At 58.0% G+C, this 20808-nt stretch carries 16 protein-coding genes and 1 pseudogene; 10 read left to right on the plus strand and 7 right to left on the minus strand.

The features are described 5' to 3' along the window. Positions 1–126: 126 nt before the first annotated feature. Together AC19YQ_RS21170 and AC19YQ_RS21175 are read right to left on the minus strand one after the other, a co-directional pair. Positions 127–210 (minus strand): annotated as a pseudogene (locus AC19YQ_RS21170) (MinD/ParA family protein); the annotation flags it as partial. Between the two features lie 1073 nt (positions 211–1283). Next, positions 1284–1781: an Lrp/AsnC ligand binding domain-containing protein gene (locus tag AC19YQ_RS21175; protein ID WP_133078631.1), complete on the minus strand. Its 498-nt coding sequence runs from the start codon at positions 1779–1781 to the stop codon at positions 1284–1286. A gap of 122 nt (positions 1782–1903) precedes the next feature. Between AC19YQ_RS21175 and AC19YQ_RS21180 the strand changes: the two genes are divergently transcribed. From AC19YQ_RS21180 to AC19YQ_RS21190, 3 genes are all read left to right on the plus strand, one after another. Then, complete coding sequence (locus AC19YQ_RS21180; RefSeq protein WP_500595868.1) at positions 1904–2932, plus strand: histone deacetylase family protein; 1029 nt, start codon at positions 1904–1906, stop codon at positions 2930–2932. A 58-nt stretch (positions 2933–2990) separates the two neighbouring features. Then, the gene (gene ocd / locus AC19YQ_RS21185) at positions 2991–4061 is read left to right on the plus strand and encodes an ornithine cyclodeaminase (protein WP_500595869.1); all 1071 of its coding nucleotides are present in this window, start codon (positions 2991–2993) and stop codon (positions 4059–4061) included. A gap of 170 nt (positions 4062–4231) precedes the next feature. Further along, positions 4232–5647 (plus strand): amino acid permease, encoded by a 1416-nt coding sequence (locus AC19YQ_RS21190; protein ID WP_133078628.1) that lies wholly within the window; start codon positions 4232–4234, stop codon positions 5645–5647. Between the two features lie 54 nt (positions 5648–5701). Here the strand turns inward: AC19YQ_RS21190 and AC19YQ_RS21195 are convergent, their stop codons facing one another. Then, the gene (locus AC19YQ_RS21195) at positions 5702–6595 is read right to left on the minus strand and encodes a LysR family transcriptional regulator (RefSeq protein WP_500595892.1); all 894 of its coding nucleotides are present in this window, start codon (positions 6593–6595) and stop codon (positions 5702–5704) included. Between the two features lie 193 nt (positions 6596–6788). Between AC19YQ_RS21195 and AC19YQ_RS21200 the strand changes: the two genes are divergently transcribed. The 7 genes from AC19YQ_RS21200 to AC19YQ_RS21230 all read left to right on the plus strand — a co-directional run bounded on the left by AC19YQ_RS21200 (position 6789) and on the right by AC19YQ_RS21230 (position 13468). Next, a complete protein-coding gene (locus AC19YQ_RS21200) occupies positions 6789–7265 on the plus strand; it encodes a (R)-mandelonitrile lyase (protein ID WP_500595870.1) in 477 nt (158 codons plus the stop codon). Positions 7266–7359: 94 nt separating this feature from the next. Continuing rightward, positions 7360–8199 carry an SDR family oxidoreductase gene (locus AC19YQ_RS21205; RefSeq protein ID WP_500595871.1) on the plus strand — a complete coding sequence of 280 codons (840 nt, stop codon included), beginning with the start codon at positions 7360–7362 and terminating at the stop codon, positions 8197–8199. Between the two features lie 148 nt (positions 8200–8347). After that, positions 8348–8683 (plus strand): hypothetical protein, encoded by a 336-nt coding sequence (locus AC19YQ_RS21210; protein WP_500595872.1) that lies wholly within the window; start codon positions 8348–8350, stop codon positions 8681–8683. A gap of 587 nt (positions 8684–9270) precedes the next feature. Continuing rightward, complete coding sequence (gene glcD / locus AC19YQ_RS21215) at positions 9271–10770, plus strand: glycolate oxidase subunit GlcD (RefSeq protein ID WP_500595873.1); 1500 nt, start codon at positions 9271–9273, stop codon at positions 10768–10770. Then, complete coding sequence (gene glcE / locus AC19YQ_RS21220; protein ID WP_500595874.1) at positions 10770–11831, plus strand: glycolate oxidase subunit GlcE; 1062 nt, start codon at positions 10770–10772, stop codon at positions 11829–11831. Before glcD ends, glcE begins: the two co-directional genes overlap by 1 nt. Before the next feature lie 3 nt (positions 11832–11834). Further along, the gene (glcF, locus tag AC19YQ_RS21225; RefSeq protein ID WP_500595875.1) at positions 11835–13088 is read left to right on the plus strand and encodes a glycolate oxidase subunit GlcF; all 1254 of its coding nucleotides are present in this window, start codon (positions 11835–11837) and stop codon (positions 13086–13088) included. Beyond that, positions 13067–13468 carry a heme-binding protein gene (locus tag AC19YQ_RS21230; protein WP_339475679.1) on the plus strand — a complete coding sequence of 134 codons (402 nt, stop codon included), beginning with the start codon at positions 13067–13069 and terminating at the stop codon, positions 13466–13468. Before glcF ends, AC19YQ_RS21230 begins: the two co-directional genes overlap by 22 nt. 389 nt (positions 13469–13857) lie before the next feature. Here the strand turns inward: AC19YQ_RS21230 and AC19YQ_RS21235 are convergent, their stop codons facing one another. From AC19YQ_RS21235 to AC19YQ_RS21250, 4 genes are all read right to left on the minus strand, one after another. Further along, complete coding sequence (locus AC19YQ_RS21235; RefSeq protein WP_500595876.1) at positions 13858–15285, minus strand: sigma-54-dependent transcriptional regulator; 1428 nt, start codon at positions 15283–15285, stop codon at positions 13858–13860. Then, the gene (locus AC19YQ_RS21240) at positions 15254–16732 is read right to left on the minus strand and encodes an ATP-binding protein (RefSeq protein ID WP_133079455.1); all 1479 of its coding nucleotides are present in this window, start codon (positions 16730–16732) and stop codon (positions 15254–15256) included. Before AC19YQ_RS21240 ends, AC19YQ_RS21235 begins: the two co-directional genes overlap by 32 nt. A 100-nt stretch (positions 16733–16832) precedes the next feature. Beyond that, the gene (locus AC19YQ_RS21245; protein ID WP_500595877.1) at positions 16833–17849 is read right to left on the minus strand and encodes an SCO family protein; all 1017 of its coding nucleotides are present in this window, start codon (positions 17847–17849) and stop codon (positions 16833–16835) included. Continuing rightward, entirely contained in the window at positions 17846–20653 is a 2808-nt protein-coding gene (locus AC19YQ_RS21250; protein ID WP_500595878.1) for a multicopper oxidase domain-containing protein, read from the minus strand. The genes AC19YQ_RS21245 and AC19YQ_RS21250 overlap by 4 nt, the downstream gene beginning before the upstream one ends. Between the last annotated feature and the right edge of the window lie 155 nt (positions 20654–20808).

The following is a 20808-nucleotide window of genomic DNA, read 5'->3' on the forward strand; positions in this document are numbered from 1 at the left end:
AGGGTGAAGCCTTGAGCTTGACTGAGCTGAATGATCGCGCGCTCTTCAACGCTGAGTTCGGAATAGGACATAGGGGCAGCACCGTACCGGAAAGGTCAGGTGTTGCACTCAGTTTTCGCGGCCGCCGAGGTTAACCGCTACAACGGTCTTGCCTACGCCCCCCTTGCCGCTTGTAACGGCGATAACTTGTACAAAATGTCCGCCCTCCATTCTCTTCATTCCTTCCTTGTGTGAAGCATGAACACTCTGTAAAGCGAGGGATAACCAATAAGCTTAACCGATACCCCTGATTAACTTAGTTCGACTTTAGTCACTGAGACGTGAAGTTGGATTTACTGTATGCCACGGTAAACCAGCGCTTCACCCACCTGCCCCAAGTAGTCTGACGAAAAATAATGATCGCCGTCAGCATCGAGCAACCTGCCCTGCAGGATGGCCTGACATTTAGCCACAAAAGCGGCTGCCCACTGTGCTTTTATTGTTAACAAGGGGCCCAACACCCCGCAAAAGCTGTTCAATTAGTCCTTAATCGGTCAGGAGTCCACACAAAACATGGTGCCATAACGGCTAATCTATAAAAAAATAAAACAAAAGAAAAGCCATATAAAACAAAATCCAGCCACGGGACAGCAATAAGGCATTTGAATGGCGCCAATAACTCGTCAAACAGTAATCAACACATGAACAACCACTCAGCCCATATAAAGCAGGATCAAAACTTGGTAAACCAACCAGCCATCCAAATGGCGCCAACAACCCGTCAATTCAAACACATATAACAATAGATAACAGTAAAGCCGGTTACAAATCAGCAAGTTTAGTACTATTATCAATCCGGCTTCTTGTCCGGCACTGCACACCTGCCTACCTGAAAACCGTTAACTCGAAGAGCACGCCACGCCTTTATGGCGCCGAACAAAACAAGACATTAATTAACATCCTTATTAGTAGACCACCCACGTAATGAACACTGTTTTACCCGCCTAAAAAACAACGCCAATGCAACGACAACCATGGACGGGCTTATGGACTCTGCAAACACCCCTCATTCCTGCCACCTGACGCATTATGCATCAGGCGAATCCCATCCCATTGAGGCAGTTCTATGACCCACGTACCCGGACATGGCTGGATGTGGGCATATCGCAAGATGCGCAGCCTGTTGTGCCCGCCGCTGTCCTCTGCCTACAGAGCAACGCTGTATGCGCTTCGAGGCGACACAGGCACTTTTTATAACAACCGCACTTATCAAAAAATCCGTATCCGCCGGTAACTGCCCGGTGTTACTTCGTGGCCTGCCCCGCGATAGCCACACGGCTGGTGCTCTTGACCTCGCGCAATGCCAGGCTTGACTGAATTGACGCAATACCTAGCTGTCGCCTCAATACGCTTTCGACAAAGTCACTGTAACTGTCAAGATCCTGAGCCAGGACTTGTAAAAGGTAGTCGGCATCACCCGTGATCTTGTGGCACGACAGGACCTCGGGAAGTTGCTTGATGACCGCCTCAAAGGCTTCCGGGGTCTGGTCGGTGTGCGTGGCAAAACGGATGTGCACGAATGCCATGATATCCAGCCCCAGCATCCGCCGGTCCAGGTTCGCCTGGTAGCCCTTGATCACGCCCTCTTCTTCCATTCTTTTACGCCGCCTCCAACAGGGCGTAAGGCTCAAGGAAAGCCGTTCGCTCAATTCTGCGTTGGAAATGCTTGCGTCTTCTTGCAGCAAGGCAAGGATGGAAAGATCGGTTTCATCAAGAACGACGCGACTGGTATTTTTTTTCATATTTTTTATTTAATAAGGAAAATATTACTAAACATACTAATCACACAAACAAAAAAAGCAAAGAAATCGCATCCAGACCAGAACAAAATAGATACCTGAATAAAAAAAACGGATGCGAAAAAATGTTCACAGTTTTCAGTGATTCTCATCGACTGCACCACGGCACCGAACTGAAGGACGGCGTGCTCAAGCCTTCTTTCGAACAGCCAAGCCGGGCCGATACCGTACGGGACAGAGTCCGGCATGTCGGGCTCGGCGAGATCATCGCTCCGCGATCATTCGATCGGGCGTGCTACGTCAACGCTCACAGCGAGCGCTATGTTTCGTTTCTGGAAACCGCCTGGTCCGAATGGACGGCAATCGGCCGGACCCATGACGCCCTTCCCTTGGTATGGCCCGTGCGCGACTTGTCGAATGATCACGTCCCCGACTTTATCGATGGCAAGCTCGGCTTCTTTGCCATGGATGCCGGTTCGCCGATCACCAGCACCACCTGGGAAGCAGTTAAAACCAGTGCCGATATTGCACTCACTGGCCTGTCATTGATCAACGAAGGCCAGAACAGCGCCTTTGCCCTGTGTCGTCCGCCCGGACACCATGCTGCACGCGAATACATGGGTGGCTATTGCTACCTGAACAACGCGGCCATTGCCGCTCAGCATGCAGTGACTCAGGGTGCAAAGCGCGTGGCAGTTCTGGATGTCGACTTCCACCATGGCAATGGAACACAGAACATCTTTTATGACCGAAAAGATGTGATGTTTGTCTCCCTGCATGGGGAACCGTCGGTTTCCTATCCTTACTACTCCGGCTTCAGTTCCGAATGCGGCGCAGGTGCCGGCGAGGGGTATAACCTCAACTACCCCTTGCCAAAAAACACGACCTGGCAGAGCTATCAGAATGCTCTGGTTCACGCCTGCAAAAAACTCAAGGAGTTTGCCCCTGAATTGTTGGTTATCTCGTTGGGCGTCGACACGTTCAAGGATGACCCGATCAGCCACTTTCTTCTGGAAAGTCATGACTTCTTTGGCATGGGTGAAATCATTGCCACGGTTGGCGCCCCCACGCTCTTTGTCATGGAAGGCGGTTATATGGTCGATGAAATCGGGATCAATGCGGTCAACGTACTTCACGGGTATGAAAGCAAGTAACACTAATTATCTGTAGCCGATAAAACTTTCACGCCTCGCAACTTCGAGATCCATACCAATGACTTTATTTATAAACGTTGATCACGCCGCTACGCTGTTTGCAAATATTGGCGTCGGCAATGCCATCCAGCAAATGGCTCTTTATATCAAGGCCGATTACTGCCGCTGGGCTGACTTTGATAAATCCCCGCGCACCGCCAATCACTCTGAGTCCGGTGTCATTGAGTTGATGCCGACGGATGATGGCAAGCAGTACTCGTTCAAATACGTCAACGGCCATCCTGCCAATGCCATCCGAAACCTGCCGACCGTCATGGCCTTTGGCGTATTGGCCGATGTCGGGAGCGGATACCCCACTTTCCTCAGCGAACTCACCCTGACCACGGCGGTGCGCACGGCGGCAACGTCGGCTCTGGTGGCACAGTCCCTGGCCCGCAAGAACTCGACCCGCATGGCCATTATCGGAAACGGTGCCCAGAGCGAATTCCAGGCCATTGCCTTTCATGAAATGCTGGGGATCAACGAGGTGCAGATATTTGATATCGATCGTGCTGCTTCGTTGAAGCTCAAGCAGAACCTGGAGGCGTATACCGGCATCACTGTCACCGTGGCCTCTTCGGTGCATGAAGCGGTCAAAGGTGTCGACATCATCACCACCGTGACGGCGGACAAGGCCTACGCGACCATTCTGACCCCCGACATGATCGAGCCGGGCATGCATATCAACGCGGTGGGCGGTGACTGCCCGGGGAAAACCGAACTGCACGCAGATATCCTGCGTAACGCCCGGGTCGTCGTCGAGTTTGAACCCCAGACACGCATCGAAGGTGACATTCAGCAACTGGCCCCTGATTTTCCGGTCATCGAATACTTCCGCATTGTTCGGGACAACGAACCAGGACGCGAAAGCGACACCCAAGTCACGGTGTTCGACTCTGTAGGCTTTGCCCTTGAAGATTTCTCTTCGCTTCGTTATTTGCATGACCAGGCCCGCAAGTATGCCCTCGGTGAAGAAATCCACCTGGTGCCCTCCCCGAAAAACATCAAGAACCTGTATCAGTTGATTGATGAGGCCACTACTGTTTCGGCCACCTTGCCCATTGAGACGCGACACTTTTCAGCCAACTGAAATACTCAGCCGTTTGCTTGTCAGGCAGGTGCCGTGTCTCGATACCTCACTTGGCAGCCACCGCCCTGACCGCCTTATTAACTCGCAAGACATGACCACGCTACTTATAAAAATAAACGCGCACTCTTTTTCTGCCAAAACTCAAAAACATAAAATCAAGAGGTTTTGTGATGAAAACTGACACCCATGATTTAACAGAGCGACCCGCTTTACAGCGCACGCTCAGCAATCGTCACATTCAACTCATGGCCATGGGCGGCGCTATTGGCACCGGCCTGTTCATGGGGTCCGGAAAGATCATCGCCCTGTCCGGAACATCGATCATTCTGATCTACATGATCATCGGACTCTTTGTTTACTTCGTCATGCGCGCCATGGGAGAACTGCTGTTATCCAACCTCAACTTCAAGAGCTTTGCTGATTTCGCCGGTGCCTATCTTGGCCCTCGGGCAGCCTTCTTTCTGGGGTGGTCATACTGGTTGAGCTGGAGTGTTGCCGTTGTTGGGGATGCCGTGGTGGTCGGGGGGTTCTTTCAGTACTGGTTCCCCGATGTTCCGGCCTGGATACCCGCCATTGGCATGATGTTCACCCTGTTTGCACTGAATGTGCTCACCGTCAGGCTGTTTGGTGAAGTCGAGTTCTGGTTCGCGATCATCAAGATCATTGCGGTCGTTACGCTTATCGGCGTGAGTGTCGTGCTCATCGCCAGCTCCTTCGTCTCTCCCACGGGAGTAACGGCTTCACTGTCACACCTGCTGGACAAGCAGGCTGCATTTCCCAACGGGCTATTCGGCTTTTTTGCCGGCTTTCAGATGGCGATCTTTTCATTCGCGGGCACCGAGCTGATCGGTACGGCGGCCGCTGAAACCAAGTCGCCTGAAAAGACATTGCCCAAAGCCATCAACTCCATCCCCCTCAGAATCATCCTGTTTTATGTTCTGGCACTGGCCTGCATCATCGCTGTGACTTCATGGCAGCAGGTTTCCCCCAACAAAAGCCCTTTTGTTGAACTGTTCCTGATCGCCGGGTTTCCGGCGGCTGCGGGCATCGTGAACTTTGTCGTTCTGACCTCTGCAGCATCGTCCGCCAACAGTGGGGTTTTCTCGTCCAGCCGGATGCTGTTCGGCCTGGCCGACCTGGGTAATGCGCCCCGCATCTTCAAGCGGCTCTCGAAAAACAGTGTTCCTCTCACCAGCCTGGCCTTCACAACATTCCTGATGCTGGTGGGCGTACTGCTGCTGTTTATCATCCCTGAAGTCATGACCGCCTTTACAATCGTGTCGACGGTGTCGGCCATCCTGGTGATCTTTACCTGGTCGACCATCCTGGCGTCCTATATTGCTTATCGCAAAACACGGCCCGACCTGCATGCGCAATCCCGCTACAAGATGCCAGGAGGCCTGCCCGTGGCATGGTTGTCCCTGGCATTCCTGGCATTTGTGCTGTGCCTGCTTGCCCTGCGACCTGACACCCGCCTCGCCCTGTGCGTGATGCCTGCATGGTTCATCTGGCTGGCGATCGCCTATCAACTGACGCAGTTCAGGAACAAGCCGTTGACCCGCCAAACCGCCAGACAACCCGGTTAAAGCTACTGATGATTTATGGCCATGGATTGGCCATAAATCGAGCATCGAAGAGGATCAGGCCTTATAGCGCAATGCTTCCACCAGTAAGGCAAACGCAGGTGAAGCCTGGCGTCGACTCGGGTAGTAGAGATGAAACCCGGCAAATCGTGGCGACCAGTCTTCCAGCACATGGATCAGGCGCCCTGCGTTGAGGTGGGGCACGACCAGATCGTGGGGAATGTAACTCAGCCCAAAACCATCCAGCGCCGCTTGCAGCAGTTGATAAACACCGTTGTAGGTCACTTGGCCCGTCACCCGCACATTGAGGCTTTCACCCTCCTTGGCAAACTCCCAGGCATACAGTCCACCATTGGTGGGCAACCGCAGGTTGTTGCACACGTGATCTGTCAGCGCCCTAGGGGTATTGGGTAATGTTCGATGGGCAAAATAGTCAGGTGAACCCACGACCGACATGCGCATGTCCGGCCCGATACGCGTGGCAATCATGCCCTGTGCCACATCCTCGCCCAACCTGACACCGGCATCAAAGCCTTGGGCGGCAATGTCGACAAAGCTGTAATCGCAGCAGACTTCCACCGAGATGTCCGGATATCTGGGGAGAAAGTCCTTGAGTACCGGCCGAATGATCTGATCCAGCACATGGTCCATGGCATTGATCCGGATTGTGCCCGCAGGGGTGTCGCGCAAATCACTCAGGCCGGCCAGTTCGATTTCGATTTCCTCGAAATGAGGCCCTACCCGCCTCATCAACCGCTCGCCCGCCTCGGTGGGCGAAACGCTGCGCGTGGTACGGGTCAACAGGCGCAGCCCCAGCCGAGCTTCCAAGCCACGAATTGTGTGACTGAGCGCAGATTGCGAGACCCCGAGTCTGGCAGCTGCCTTGGTAAAACTTCGCTCCCTCGCGACAGCGAGGAAGGCAAGCAGATCGCTGGCGTTTTCCCTGAGCATTAATGAGGCACTCACATAAGTATTTTCGAATTCTAGCGACTAATCATAATAATTCGCAGCTGATAGATTGAACATCTTGCTCCAGATCAGCAGCGCTCACGCCTGCCAAGGCACATAGCGCATTGGGGCTTTCAATTTTTCAGGCTGCTGGCCATCAGCCTTTACCGGCGGCCATTTCCCTGAGCGAATCGTCATGAAAAACCTCGCAGCCACAGCCTTATCGCTGTCATTGCTCGCCCTTGATGTACCCGCAGAGGAGAAGTCAATGTTCATCATCCATCCCAACGGCTCTCAGCCATCGGCCAAGGGGCCAGGTGATTACTTCACCGGTACCGTTCGCGTCGATGCGCCTTTCAAGGGAACCCAGGACGCCCGTGTCAGCGGTGCTACGGTGACCTTCGAGCCCGGAGCCCGCACTGCCTGGCACACCCACCCGCTGGGCCAGACCTTGATCGTGACCGCCGGATCCGGCCTGGTACAGGAACTGGGGCAGCCCGCCCGTTCAATCAAACCGGGAGACACCGTGTGGATCCCACCTAATGTCAAACACTGGCATGGAGCGACCGCCACCACGGCGATGACTCATATCGCCATTGCCGAAGTGCAGGACGAAAAGGTGGTGGACTGGATGGAGCAGGTCAGCGACCAACAGTACGCCCAAGGCCTTTAATTCCCGTACGTTCTAACGCTCTCGCCAGTTGCGGCTACGATAACTTCGGCAAGAAACACTCAGTCGCTGCCATCAACATTCACTCGAGGTATTCATGAAGAACACCCGTAGCGTCACCGTCGTCATAGGCGCAGGCTCCATTGGCCAAGCTATTGCCCGCCGTGTCAGCGCAGGCAAACACGTGCTGCTGGCCGACCTGCGGCTGGAGAACGCCGAGGCGGCGGCCACGGTGTTGCTCGACGCAGGCTTCGAGGTCACCACGGCTGTCGTCGATGTGTCCTCACGTGAGTCGGTCCAGGCCCTGGTTAAATTGGCAACCACCATTGGCGAGGTCTGCGCAGTGATCCACGCTGCCGGTGTTTCTCCGTCCCAGGCGCCGGTATCGACCATCCTGCGTGTCGATCTGTATGGCACGGCGCTGGTGCTGGAAGTGTTCGGCAACGTGATCGCCGCAGGTGGATCAGCAGTGGTCATCGCCTCGCAATCAGGCCATCGCCTGCCCGCCCTCACGCCAGAGCAAAACAAGGCACTGGCCACCACCCCTGTCGAAGAGTTACTGGCACTGCCGATGCTTCAGGCAGACCAGGTGAGCGATCCATTGCACGCTTATCAGATTTCCAAACGCGGTAATTCGTTGCGCGTCATGGCCGAGGCGGTGCGTTGGGGCAAGCGCGGGGCACGGGTCAATACCATCAGCCCGGGCATCATCTTTACCCCATTGGCCAGAGATGAACTCAGCGGTCCACGCGGCGAAGGCTACCAGCGCATGATCAACCTCTGCGCCGCCGGCCGTGGCGGCACACCCGATGAAGTTGGTTCGGTCGCAGCACTGTTGATGGGGCCTGAAGGGACATTCATCACCGGCAGTGACTTCCTGATGGATGGCGGTGTCACCGCAGCCTACTGGTACGGCGACCTGGCGCCTCAGGAGTAGATGCCCCGGATACAGGGCAGAACGAAGGCCCACGTTCACCGCTGGTCATAAAAGACGAACCCGGCCTGACCGTGAAGGTCAGACACGTTATGGCAAGCAGCGCGCCAAGCGCTGCCAAGAGTCAGCCATCCACAGTGGAGGTGTTGTCATGAGTGCCCTGACGATTGAAGGCTGGTGCAAAAACAGTCCCGGCGAAAGTCCCATCCCGGTCGGCGAGATCCATTTCTACGTCGACGGTCCCCTCCATCGACGCATGGAACAGGCAGAGGAACGCCTGCAGAAATCCCAGGAGCCTGAAGTCATGGTCGACGTCGACATGAGCACACTGGATCTGACCCTGCCCCAAGGCTATGGCCCGTTGTCGGACTGCCAGATGCGCGTCTATTTGCACCTCGACCGTGGTCAGTTCCATTTGGTCGGGCATCAATCGAGCGACGGTAGCCTGATCTACACCAATGCGGTCCTGATTGACCAACTGCTCTAGGCGTCACTGCCTGCTCCAGAGATGCTCCGGCCCACTTGCCGCCAACAGGCGGTCAGGTGGCCAGATCACCTCGCCTTTCTCAGCCCTTCACACCACCCGACGGCCCCTCCTGACCTACTGCCATAAATGAGCTGGGGAACTACTGGGCCAGAGCCGGTCCAAACAGGCTCAAGTCATTGATTATGCAGATCTCAGGGGTCAGGTGATGAACAAGCAGGATGAAGGATGAGCACCAGGACAACCCACGGCTGGATGTGGGCATACAGCAAGATTCGCGGTCTGCAATGTTCCCGATTGTCATCGGCCTACAGGGCCTCCCTCTACGTGATGCGCGGTGATACGGGAACGTTTCACAGCGATCTGAGCTGGCAAAAAAATCGCATCCGGCGCTGACCGGACAGCCACTACCCTCACCCCGTAGACCTGCACGTTGCCCTGCGACGGGCTTGCTTGCGCCATCGCAACCTTTACAAAATCGTTTCCACCCGCCAAACAATACATGGACAGGAGCGTGCCCGAGTCCAATGATGGACCGCTGCATCCGGATACAGACCTCTAATAAAAACAATCGAGTGTCGTGAGCCGCCATGAACATCCTTTACGATGAACGCGTCGATGGCATCCTGCCCGACGTCGATTTAGCCCTGCTGCTGCACACCTTGCAGGCACGTTTGCCGGACCTTGAAGTCCTGCATCAGCGTGAAGAACTCAAGCCCTACGAGTGCGACGGACTGTCCGCCTACCGCACCACCCCCCTGCTGGTGGTGCTGCCTCGTCACCTCGACGAGGTGCAGGGCGTGTTGCAGATCTGCCATGAATTACGTGTCCCGGTCGTCGCACGCGGGGCCGGTACCGGTTTGTCCGGGGGCGCACTGCCGCTGGAAAAAGGCGTGCTGCTGGTGATGGCCCGTTTCAACAAGATCCTGCACATCGACGCTGCGGCCCGCACTGCACGGGTGCAGCCGGGTGTACGCAACCTGGCGATTTCCCAGGCCGCAGCACCGTTTGGCCTGTATTACGCCCCCGATCCCTCCTCACAAATCGCCTGTTCAATCGGCGGCAACGTCGCGGAAAACGCCGGTGGCGTGCATTGTCTCAAGTACGGTTTGACCGTACACAACCTGCTCAAGGTCGACATTCTTACCGTAGAAGGTGACCCCCTGACCCTGGGTTCGGACGCGCTCGACTCCCCAGGCTTCGACCTGCTGGCGCTGTTTACCGGCTCCGAAGGCATGCTCGGCGTCATCACCGAGGTCACGGTCAAACTGCTGCCCAAGCCCCAGAGCGCCAAAGTATTGCTGGCAGCATTCGATTCAGTGGAGAAAGCGGGTCGGGCCGTGGGCGACATCATTGGCGCAGGTATCATCCCCGGCGGCCTGGAGATGATGGACAACCTGGCCATCCGCGCCGCCGAAGACTTCATCCAGGCAGGCTATCCCGTCGACGCCGAAGCCATTTTGCTGTGCGAACTCGATGGCGTTGAAGCCGATGTACATGACGACTGCAACCGCGTGCGCCATGTGCTGGAGCAGGCCGGTGCCACCGAAGTGCGCCAGGCAAAAGACGAAGCTGAACGGGTGCGTTTCTGGGCCGGGCGCAAAAACGCCTTCCCGGCCGTGGGTCGCCTCTCACCCGATTACTACTGCATGGACGGCACCATCCCGCGCCGTGAGCTGCCGGGCGTGCTGCAAGCTATCGCCGCGTTGTCGGCCGAGTACGACCTGCGGGTAGCCAACGTGTTTCACGCCGGTGACGGCAATATGCACCCGTTGATTTTGTTCGATGCCAATCAGCCAGGGGAACTCGATCGCGCCGAAGCCCTGGGCGGCAAGATCCTTGAATTGTGCGTGAAGGTCGGCGGCAGCATTACCGGCGAGCACGGTGTGGGTCGCGAAAAAATCAATCAGATGTGCGCGCAGTTCAACAGTGATGAGCTGACCCTGTTCCACGCGGTCAAGGCGGCCTTCGATCCCGGTGGCCTGCTCAACCCCGGAAAAAATATTCCGACCCTGCATCGCTGCGCCGAGTTTGGCGCCATGCATGTTCATATGGGGCAGTTGCCTTTCCCTGAACTGGAGCGTTTCTGATGCGCAGTGAACACGACAGGGATGACAGTCACCGCCTGCTGGAACAGGTCGAGCAGGCTCTCCAATACGCGACCCCGCTTCGTATTCAGGGCTCCAACAGCAAGATGTTCCTGGGTCGCCCGGTAGCGGGTGAAGTGCTCGACACAAGATCCCACCGGGGCATCGTCAGCTATGACCCGACCGAGCTGGTGATCACGGCCCGCTGTGGCACCCCCTTGTCGGAGTTGGCCCACGTTCTGGATCAATCCCGACAAATGCTGCCCTGCGAGCCCCCCGCCTTCGGTGACGCCACGGTAGGCGGCATGATTGCCAGCGGGTTATCGGGCCCCCGCAGGCCCTGGTCGGGTTCGGTCAGGGACTACGTACTCGGTACTCGGGTCATCACCGGGCACGGTAAACACTTGCGCTTTGGTGGCGAAGTGATGAAAAACGTCGCCGGCTACGACCTGTCGCGCTTGATGGCGGGCAGCTACGGCACCCTGGGGGTTGTGACCGAAGTGTCGCTCAAGGTGCTGCCCAAACCGCGACAATGCCTGAGTATCAGCCTGGAACTGGATGCTGCTGGCGCCCTGCTGCGCCTGGCGCAGTGGGGCCAGCAACCGCTGCCGATCAGTGCGGCATGCCATGACGGCCAGCGTCTGCACGTGAGGCTTGAAGGGGGGGAAGGCTCGGTGGCGGCGGCCCATGAACGGCTGGGGGGCGAATGGCTGGACGCTTCGTACTGGACCGATCTCAACGAACACCAGCTGAGTTTCTTCGATGAAACCCAGCCCCTCTGGCGACTGTCCTTGCCCAACAACACCCCGGATCTGGTCCTGCCCGGCAGTCAACTGATCGATTGGGGCGGCGCACAACGCTGGCTCAAGTCCGATGCCGATCCAACGCTCATTCGCCATGCAGTGACAGCAGTCGGCGGGCATGCCACCTGCTACCGGCACGGCCTTGTCGACAGCCCGTTCCAGCCCCTGCCCGATGTACTGATGCGCTACCACCGCACGCTGAAACAACAACTCGATCCACGGGGCATCTTCAACCCCGGTCGCCTGTACGCGGAGTGTTGAGCCATGCAGACCACACTGAGCGAAAAAGCCCGCCAACTGCCCCGTGCCCTGGAGGCCGAAAGCATCCTGCGCAGTTGTGTGCACTGTGGTTTCTGTAACGCCACCTGCCCGACCTACCAGTTGCTCGGCGATGAGCTGGACGGGCCGAGGGGACGTATTTACCTGATCAAGCAAGTGCTCGAAGGCCATCAGGCGACCGAAAAGACCCAGCAGCATCTGGACCGCTGCCTGTCGTGCCGCAATTGTGAAACCACCTGCCCTTCAGGCGTCGATTACCACAACCTGCTGGATATCGGCCGGGCCGTGGTCGACGCTCAAGTGCCACGGCCGCTTGGCCAGCGCTTGTTGCGTGAAGGCCTGCGCAGTGTTGTCCCGAGTACGGGCCTGTTCAGAAAGCTGGTCAGCAGCGGTCAGGTCCTGCGCCCCTGGCTGCCTGCCCCCCTGCAAGCAAAGGTGCCCCGCCATGTGCCCCCAGCAAAACCCCGACCGACCACTCGCCATGCCCGACACGTGCTGATGCTCGAAGGCTGCGTGCAGCCCAGCCTGTCACCCAACACCAACGCCGCTGCCGCCAGGGTTCTGGACAGGCTGGGGATCAGCGTCATGCCCGTCCGGGAGGCCGGTTGCTGCGGAGCCGTGGACTATCATCTGGACGCCCAGTCGGCGGGGCTGAATCGCGCCCGCCGCAACATCGATGCATGGTGGCCCGGCATTGAAGACGGTGCCGAGGCCATAGTGCAAACCGCCAGCGGTTGTGGCGCTTTTATCAAGGACTATGGCCACCTGCTCAGCCGCGATCCGGCTTATGCCCGCAAGGCGGCCAGGGTCAGCGGGCTGGCCAGGGACCTGGTTGAAGTACTGCGCGGCGAGCCGCTGGAACAGCTCGGCATCCACAGCGATCAACGTCTGGCGTTCCACTGCCCTTGCACCTTGCAGCACGCGCAGAAGCTGACCGGCGCGGTTGAAACCCTTCTGACCGGCCTTGGATTCAACCTGACGGCGGTTCCCGACAGCCACCTGTGCTGCGGCTCGGCGGGCACTTATTCGCTGACCCAGCCTGAACTGTCCCGGCAACTGCGCGACAACAAACTCAATGCTCTGGAAAGCGGACACCCCGACATTATTGTGACGGCCAATATCGGTTGTCAGTCCCATCTCGACAGTGCAGGCAGAACCCCGGTCCGTCACTGGATCGAACTGCTCGAAGCCGCACTGCCCCAACCAGGAGAGCCTCCATGCAAACCAAAGCCGTACTGAGCCAAAAAGAAGTCAGCAAAATCCTTGCCGCGGCCCGCAGCGAAGCTCAGAACAACAAATGGGCCGTCACCATCGCCATTGTCGACGACGGCGGTCATCCGCTGGCCCTTGAGCGCCTCGACGGCTGTGCGCCCATAAGCGCCTACATTGCCACCGAAAAAGCCCGAACCTCAGCGCTGGGTCGGCGCGAGTCAAAGGGGTATGAGGAAATGGTCAATGGCGGACGCCACGCCTTCCTGTCTGCACCTCTGCTGACCTCCCTGGAAGGTGGCGTGCCGATCATCGTCGATGGGCACGTGATAGGTGCCGTCGGCGTGTCCGGGGTCAAGGCCGAACATGATGCGCAAGTGGCCAGGGCTGGCGCGCAATGCCTGAAATGACCCGGCCTCGATTCAGCGATCACCTAAACAAACAGCGCCTCAGTGGGAGCGGGCTTGCTCGCGATGGCATCACCGCGATGTAACTGGCAGACCGTGTCGCCCGCATCGCAGGCAAGCCAGCTCCTACAGGTCTTGTGTTGAACACACATGCTGGCGTGTCTGTGGGAGCGGGCTTGCTCGCGATGGCATCACCGCGATGTACCTGGCAGACCGCGCCGTCTGCATCGCAGGCAAGCCAGCTCCCACAGATCTTGTGTTGAACACACATGCTGGTGTGTCTGTGGGAGCGGGCTTGCTCGCGATGGCATCACCGCGATGTGCCTGGCAGACCGCGTCGCCCGCATCGCAGGCAAGTCAGCTGCCACAGATAGTAGTGCCCGGCATTGCACTCACCACTGGCGTTTGTCCGGGCGCTCCAGGCCAAGCTTTTCTATCCGGTAGCGCAACATGTCCCGGCTCAGCCCCAGCAGACGGGCCGACTTGGTGACGTTCCAGTCGGTCTTGTCCAGCATCTTGCGCACCATGTCCCGCTCTACTTCGGGCAGGTTCATCGACTCCATCCCGTTGTACACCGGGCGTGGTTCCTGATGCTGCACCTCCTGTTGCATCGGCGGCTCATCCACCAGGCTCAGGCACACGTTCAGTTGATTCGCAGCAATGGTGTCGCTCTGAGCCAGCAACACCGTTTGCTCAAGCATGTTGCGCAGTTCACGCACATTGCCCGGCCAGCTGTAACTGAGCAGCAGTTCTTCGGCCTGGTGGCTGAAATGCAGCAGCGGCTTGCCATAGCGCTTGCCGTGGCTGGCAAGGAAGTGCCGCGCCAGCAACAGAATGTCCTGACCCCGGCTGTACAGTCGCGGCACCTTGATGGAAATGATGCGCAGCCGAAAGAACAGGTCACGACGGAATTTACCCTGTTGGACCATCTGTTCCAGGTTGCAATTGGTGGCGCTGATCACCCGCAAGTCGACCTTGCGCTCCTTGACCGAGCCCACACGGCGGATGGTCCGGTCTTCCAGCAACTTGAGCAGCTTGGCTTGCAGCAGCAGGTCCATTTCGCCTACTTCGTCGAGAAAAAGCGTACCGCCATCGGCCGCTTCTACCAGCCCCACTCGACGGTCCTTTGCATCGGTAAAGGCACCTTTCTCATGACCAAACAGCTCGGACTCCACCAGGTTGGACGGAATCGATGCACAGTTGAATTCAATGAACGGGCCTTTGCTGCGCGGCCCGTCGAAATGCAGCGCCCGCGCCACCAACTCCTTGCCTGTGCCCGTCTCACCTTCCACCAGTACCGGCGGGAGGTCGGTGTTGGCCATGCGGCGCTCGGCGTCGAGCAACTGGGAGATGGTGCCCTTGAGATACTGCATGGGCGCCGACTCGCCGATCAACGCCTGGACCCCTGATTTTTGCGCCTCACGGTCCTGGTAAAACGACAGGGTGCGTTCCATACGGTCCGTCGCTATGGCCTTGTCCAACAACAGCTTGAGCTCGGCCAGGGCCACCGGCTTGGTGACGTAATGGAAGGCGCCCTCCTTCATCGCGATGACCGCATCCTCGACGTTACCGTAACCGGTCATCATGATCACTTTCACATCCGGCGCGCTGTCGCGCAGCTTCTGGATCAGGTCATGACCACTCATGCCCGGCAGCGAGTTGTCGGTCAACACCACGTCCGGGGTGAAGGCCGTCATTTTTTCCAGCGCCTCTTCAGCCGAATGGCAGATCGTCACCTCGAAGTTTTTACGCTCCAGATAAGTCTGAATATTCTCGGCTAAAAGTTCGTCATCCTCGACCAGCAGAATGCTGTGTTCCATATTCTTCTCCCGTTGCCACTTTAAAGTTGAGTCGCACGCGGGTTCCTTCCTGCTCTCGGCTGGTCAGTTCGACCGAACCTTCGAAGCGCTCCATGATTCTTTTAACCAACGCCAGGCCGACACCCAGGCCGCCTTGCTTGGTGGTAAAAAACGGTTTGAAAACCATCTGTTGCTGCTGCGGGCTCATGCCTTTACCCGTATCGCTCAAGGTCATGCTCAATTGACCCGGCTGCGAGGATTCGATGTCGATCGTCAGCACGCCGCCCTTGGGCATGGCCTCCAGGGCATTGGCAAACAGGCTGTTGAGGATTTGCGTGAGCAGCACTTGTTGACTGACTACCGGCTCGAACGCCGGGGCGTTGAACCGCACTTCGACATTCGAACTGCGGATCAGGGGTTCGAAAGCGCTCAAGGTGTCTTCGAGCGCCAGCACCAGATCCACAGCCTCGGACTCTTCCGTGGCCGGGCGCAAAGACACCAGCAGCTCACGGACCCAGCGCGACATGCGGTCGACCTGATTGATGATATCCCCGATGTTTTTCTGTGCGCTCTGGCTGGCAAGGCCCTGGGACAGTTCGGCGCTTGAGCGGATGTTTGCCAGCGGGTTGCGCAGGCTGTGGGCCACGGCCGAAGACATGGCCCCCAAGGCGACAAACGTTTCGTTGGCGATCAGTTGCTTTTGCTGGCTTTCGAGCAACCGGGCGGCGCGGCGCACAATCCAGAACAGCGCCAGGTAGATCACCAGCCCGCCCAGAATCGTCGCCAGCCAGATGCTTTTGAAACCGCGCTGGATGCGCGCGACCAGATCCGTAGGTTCCTTGTAGATCTCAACCATGGCGATAACGTGACTTTTGTCGGCGTTGAACATCGGGATGTAGTTTTCGACGAACAGGTAATCGGGTTCGTGCAGCAGCCGTTGTTCAGGACGCTCGTCGTCAATCTGGTGATAGCTGGTGGATACCGCTTCCTTCATTTCGAAGGATTGATCCAGCTCATCGTCATTTTCGATACGCACGCCCACCAGTTCAGGGTTGGTCGACCACACCACCGTGCGATCAAGGGCATAAACCGTGGCCAAAAGCAGATCCGGCAGATGCTCCACATGGTCAAGAAACTCGGTGCGCGCAGTGGCCCGCGTCTCGGGCGGAACATCCGGATAGGCGTTGTCCTGACGCGGGTCGAGCATTTCACCCATGGTGCGGCCCGGCGTAATCGAGGCATGGCGGATTTCTGCCGCGCCTATGGCCTGGATAAATTGCGCGGTCAGGATCGAGTCCCGCTCAATACTCTCTTCGACCAAAAAACGCGTGGAGATATGGCCCAGCCCCAGGGCGACGGCGGCAATGATCAGAAAGCTGCCCAGCGAAAACCAGCGCAGCAGGTTGAACCGCCCACGTTTTAGCAGTTGCGCGTTGGGGTCAGCTTCTATCTTTTCGGGTAACGGCATGGGTGTTCCCCGGTTGCTGATCTGAGCCTTTGCATTCGAGTTCAGAGTCAGTGTAGGCGCCCATTTTCAAGACGGGCGATACAATGATGCTATTTTGCCCCTACGGCGCTTGTGCAGACAGAGACTGCTGTCGATCCGTCTCTTCCTGCAGGAAGCCAATAATGGCCTGTGCCGCGTTTTCATCCAGCCGCAGGTTGGGCATCGGGATCTTGCCGTAACGCTCGAACAGTTCCAGCGCCACGGGGTCCTTCTGCGCCAGCATGCGGTCCGGCTCGCGAATCCAGCGACTCAGCCAGGCCGGGTCGCGCTGTCGTGTCACACCGATCAGGTCAGGCCCGATACTGCGCATGCCGATACCTTGCCCGTCCTGCATGCCCAGGCTGTGGCACGAGGCGCAACGTGTACGAAACAGCTCTTCACCGTTGCTTGGGGGACGAATTTCAGGGGCATCGACATAGCTTTCTTCGGAGCTGGGCTGTTTCCAGTTTTGCAGGGTATTGGCCAACTGATCGGCCAGAATCCACGGATTTTCAAAGGGCGAAGCCTTCATCCAGCGACCGGTTTGCTGATTGCCCACGATCAGGCTGAGGTTGTGATCCTTGGTCCGGCCATTGTCCACGCCGTCAATGAACAACCCCAGCTTGTGCCGCAGTTCGGTGACCGCGTCGAACTCGCCGGTAAGAAACTGCCAGCCTGGCCCTACCTTGAAGCGTTGCGCGTATGCCTTGAGCACCTGGGGGGTATCGCTCAAGGGATCGATACTGATGGAGTAGAAGAAAATATCCTGGCCGACCCGATCACCCAGCAATTTTTGCACCTGGCGCAGGCGCGCCGTTTCAAGCGGACAGGAGTCACTGCACGAGGTGAAGATAAAATTGATCACCACCACCTTGCCCTTGATCATGTCATCAAAAAAGCGCACCTGCCGACCGTCCTGGTCGGTCAGCAGGGTGTTGGGGAAGTAGTCTTCGCCCCAGGGCGTTACCTGTTCGCTGAGTGCTGCCGGCTCGGCTTCGTGGCCCACACACACCTGGGTCCCCAGCAGGCAGGTGACCAGCAACACCAGGTGCATGCGCAGTGCGCGACAGAGGGCTGCGTCGGCTCCCCCAAGGTTCATTTGGTCACCTGCACTTGAGGGCCCACGCCATCGCCTTTGCGGAAAGTAGGCAATGCCGCCGAGTTCACATAGCGCACCCCGTCCCAGCTCGGCAACGGCGTTGGCATCAACTGGAATTGCCCCGGTTTCTCGATGTCCCAGCGCAGCAGCATGGAGTTGTCCTCATGCTGGGTGTTGTGGCAATGCTCCATGTAGGTGCCGGCAAATTCGCGGAAGTTGATCGCCATCTCGACGCTGTCCAGGCCGTCCTTTTCCGAGCCGATACGGTACACGTCCTTGCGGGCCCATTTTTCCCATTCAGGTGGCGCCTTGCCGCCCCGGCTGAGAATGATCCCTTCCTCGAAGTGCACATGCACCGGATGGCTCCAGCCCTTGCCGCCAGCCTTGATGTTCCACACCTCAAGCGTGCCGAACCCGGCAGTGCCTGCATCGGTGGGGCCACTGGCCAACTGGGTGGCTGCATTGAGCCGCCGTGGGTCCATGTGGTAGCCGAAGCCGCCATCGGTCTTGACCGTCCAGGGCGCTTCGTCGGTGCCGTCAGAGCGGCCGAAGATGAACGTCCGGTGGCGGGCCTTGGCCAGCAGGGCCTTGTCTGCCGCATTGTCGCGGTGCAGCTTGAGCGGGATCATGACCAGGCCTTCAGCCTTGCCCGGCTTCGCGGGTTCATAGGCGGCGGGGTCCATGGCTAAATCCTGGCCGGTGTAGGCCTTGACGTTGAACTGCAACACCTTGCCCACCGCCGGATCCCCCTTGTCCCACTGCGGACCTTTGCTCGACTGCTTGATCACCGCCAGGTATTTTTCGGAGAGCACATCGCCCAGTGCTACAGGTTCTTTGGGGCCCTTGCCATCGTCATGCACCAGCAGATTGACCAGGAACAGCTTGTCCCCTGGCTTGATACCGTTTTTTGAAAAATTGACGATGATGTCAAAGCGTTCGGCAATGCCCTGGGTCGGCAGGATTGCGTTGTGATTTTGCTTGTCGCCGTCCGCATCCAGGTCCATTGAGCCGTCAAAAGGAACGCTGTGCTCCATGATGTTGCCGTCGTTGGCGATCATGTGAAACGGCACGCGGGCATAAGAGACACCAGAGCCTTTTGGCCCCTGGAACTCGCCGCTGGTGCCTTTGATTTCACGCACCATGGCCAGTTTGAAATAGCGCGACACCGAACCATTGAGGATCCGGAAGCGGTAGCTGCGGGCACGCACGTCGAGCGTCGGCTTCCACTGCCAGTTCACCAGCATCTGGTCGCCGATGAAACCATCGGTGTTGAACGGGTTGAACCACAGCTGACCATTGGCGTCCCAGGCCTTGTCGGCGAGTACCAGGTTGACGTCGTAGTCACGGTTGCCCCACGCCAGCGCGCTGCCACTGGGCAAGCGCAGGTTGACACCGTCGTTCACCGATTCGTTGCCACGGTCCAGGGCGCTGTAGTAGTTCATCATCGCCGCGTTGCCCTTGTAGACATTCTGCGCGGTGAAATCGAGCATGTGGTCGTGGAACCAATGGGTGCTCATGGTCTCGCGCCAGTCGCCACGGATCTTGATCGTGCCATTTTCGCAGGTCTTGCGACTGGGCTTGATATCGTTGGTCCACAGGGTTTCACCGGGCGAACACGGGAACGCAGCCCGAGGATCATGGGCATCGGTGTTGATGCTGTCGTAGCCGGCCAGCTGGATCGGCCAGCGATAGTCGTAATATTGGCCAGGGAAGAAAAACGCGTTGGCATAGCCGTCGCTTTCCGCTGGCGCGTGACCGTTGTGTTCGTGGGTGCTGATGGTGTGCAGGCCAAAGCCCATGTTGGCCGACGGGTCGATCGGCAAGCCGTTGTAGTGCCGCATCAGCACCGGCTGACCGTAGCGCACCATCAACAACTTCGGTGGCAAGGTGCCGTCGAAGGTCCACACCGAGTTGTGGTTCTGCACCGGCATGCTCGGGTGAAAGCGTGCATCAACACCTTTGGCTGTGCCATCGGTGGCCGGTACGCCCGCCACGTTGTGGTACAGGCCGCCGGGGCCGAACTCGCCCAGCGCATAGCCGTGCATCTGCCGACTGTCCCGCAGGCCGCCGTTGACACGCGCCCCGGTCTGCACTGTCTTGTAGGCCAGTTGCGGGTAAAACTCGTTCCAGCGCTGATGGGACCAGCCCTTTCCTGGCGGACGCCCTTCTGCAGACGAACCTATGCGCCGGTTGAGAAAGAACTCGATCTGCGCCTGCCACGGATTGCGATCCACGACATTGGAAAACTGGCTGGGAAACGGGGTCAGCCCCGGTTGGCGCAGGAAGGCGTCGAGGGCCGCACCGGGTGGCGCACTGCGTGCCACGCTGACGGGATCCTGTTGCGGCAGCGGGCCGATCGCTGCGGGCGGAAACCCCAGAGGCGCTGCCGGTGTGGTGGGGTCCAGTTTTTCCGGACCGAACTCTTCGAACAGCACCAACTGCTGGGTAAACGGCTGGGCCCCGAACAACGGGCTGGGTTTGCCGTTGGTGGGGTAATTGAAACTGGTCTGCTGCGCGGGCGGCAAGGCGTTCTCCTGACGCTCGGTTGCGCGGGTGCCTTTGACCCCATTGGGCAGATCGAAGGAGTCCTGGTTGGCTTCCGGCATGGTCAGGATGGCGTTCAACGCTGCCGGTTCATCCGCCGGTTCGTCGTAAAAAGCGGACGGGTCCGAAGGTTCGGGCTGTCGCTCATCATCAATGGGGCTGGCACGCAGAGGCGTGATGCCAAGGATCATTGTCAGCAGAACGCTCAGCGGAGCAAGCACACCGAGCCACTTGGAAGGGAATCGCGCTTTTGTGTCCATCACCAGCCGCCTCGAAGTCATAAAGGGGGTAATGGGGACGGTGCAAGGAGTCGGCCAATTTTAAACAATTACTTACAAATAAAATAAGTACATATAAAACAACAGCTTACATACAGATAATTTAGAGAATCAGGTGAATCCCCCCGGGGGATACA

The sequence above is a fragment of the Pseudomonas sp. MF06569 genome (assembly GCF_059862735.1).

What these genes read in the sequence shown, in the direction of transcription:
- AC19YQ_RS21250 (WP_500595878.1), bottom strand. Translation starts at nt 20,653, where the DNA reads ATGGACACAAAAGCGCGATTCCCTTCCAAGTGGCTCGGTGTGCTTGCT.
- ocd (WP_500595869.1), top strand. Translation starts at nt 2,991, where the DNA reads ATGACTTTATTTATAAACGTTGATCACGCCGCTACGCTGTTTGCAAAT.
- AC19YQ_RS21200 (WP_500595870.1), top strand. Translation starts at nt 6,789, where the DNA reads ATGAAAAACCTCGCAGCCACAGCCTTATCGCTGTCATTGCTCGCCCTT.
- AC19YQ_RS21190 (WP_133078628.1), top strand. Translation starts at nt 4,232, where the DNA reads ATGAAAACTGACACCCATGATTTAACAGAGCGACCCGCTTTACAGCGC.
- AC19YQ_RS21205 (WP_500595871.1), top strand. Translation starts at nt 7,360, where the DNA reads ATGAAGAACACCCGTAGCGTCACCGTCGTCATAGGCGCAGGCTCCATT.
- AC19YQ_RS21240 (WP_133079455.1), bottom strand. Translation starts at nt 16,732, where the DNA reads ATGCCGTTACCCGAAAAGATAGAAGCTGACCCCAACGCGCAACTGCTA.
- AC19YQ_RS21245 (WP_500595877.1), bottom strand. Translation starts at nt 17,849, where the DNA reads ATGAACCTTGGGGGAGCCGACGCAGCCCTCTGTCGCGCACTGCGCATG.
- glcD (WP_500595873.1), top strand. Translation starts at nt 9,271, where the DNA reads ATGAACATCCTTTACGATGAACGCGTCGATGGCATCCTGCCCGACGTC.
- AC19YQ_RS21180 (WP_500595868.1), top strand. Translation starts at nt 1,904, where the DNA reads ATGTTCACAGTTTTCAGTGATTCTCATCGACTGCACCACGGCACCGAA.
- glcE (WP_500595874.1), top strand. Translation starts at nt 10,770, where the DNA reads ATGCGCAGTGAACACGACAGGGATGACAGTCACCGCCTGCTGGAACAG.
- AC19YQ_RS21235 (WP_500595876.1), bottom strand. Translation starts at nt 15,285, where the DNA reads ATGGAACACAGCATTCTGCTGGTCGAGGATGACGAACTTTTAGCCGAG.
- AC19YQ_RS21195 (WP_500595892.1), bottom strand. Translation starts at nt 6,595, where the DNA reads ATGCTCAGGGAAAACGCCAGCGATCTGCTTGCCTTCCTCGCTGTCGCG.
- glcF (WP_500595875.1), top strand. Translation starts at nt 11,835, where the DNA reads ATGCAGACCACACTGAGCGAAAAAGCCCGCCAACTGCCCCGTGCCCTG.
- AC19YQ_RS21230 (WP_339475679.1), top strand. Translation starts at nt 13,067, where the DNA reads ATGCAAACCAAAGCCGTACTGAGCCAAAAAGAAGTCAGCAAAATCCTT.
- AC19YQ_RS21175 (WP_133078631.1), bottom strand. Translation starts at nt 1,781, where the DNA reads ATGAAAAAAAATACCAGTCGCGTCGTTCTTGATGAAACCGATCTTTCC.
- AC19YQ_RS21210 (WP_500595872.1), top strand. Translation starts at nt 8,348, where the DNA reads ATGAGTGCCCTGACGATTGAAGGCTGGTGCAAAAACAGTCCCGGCGAA.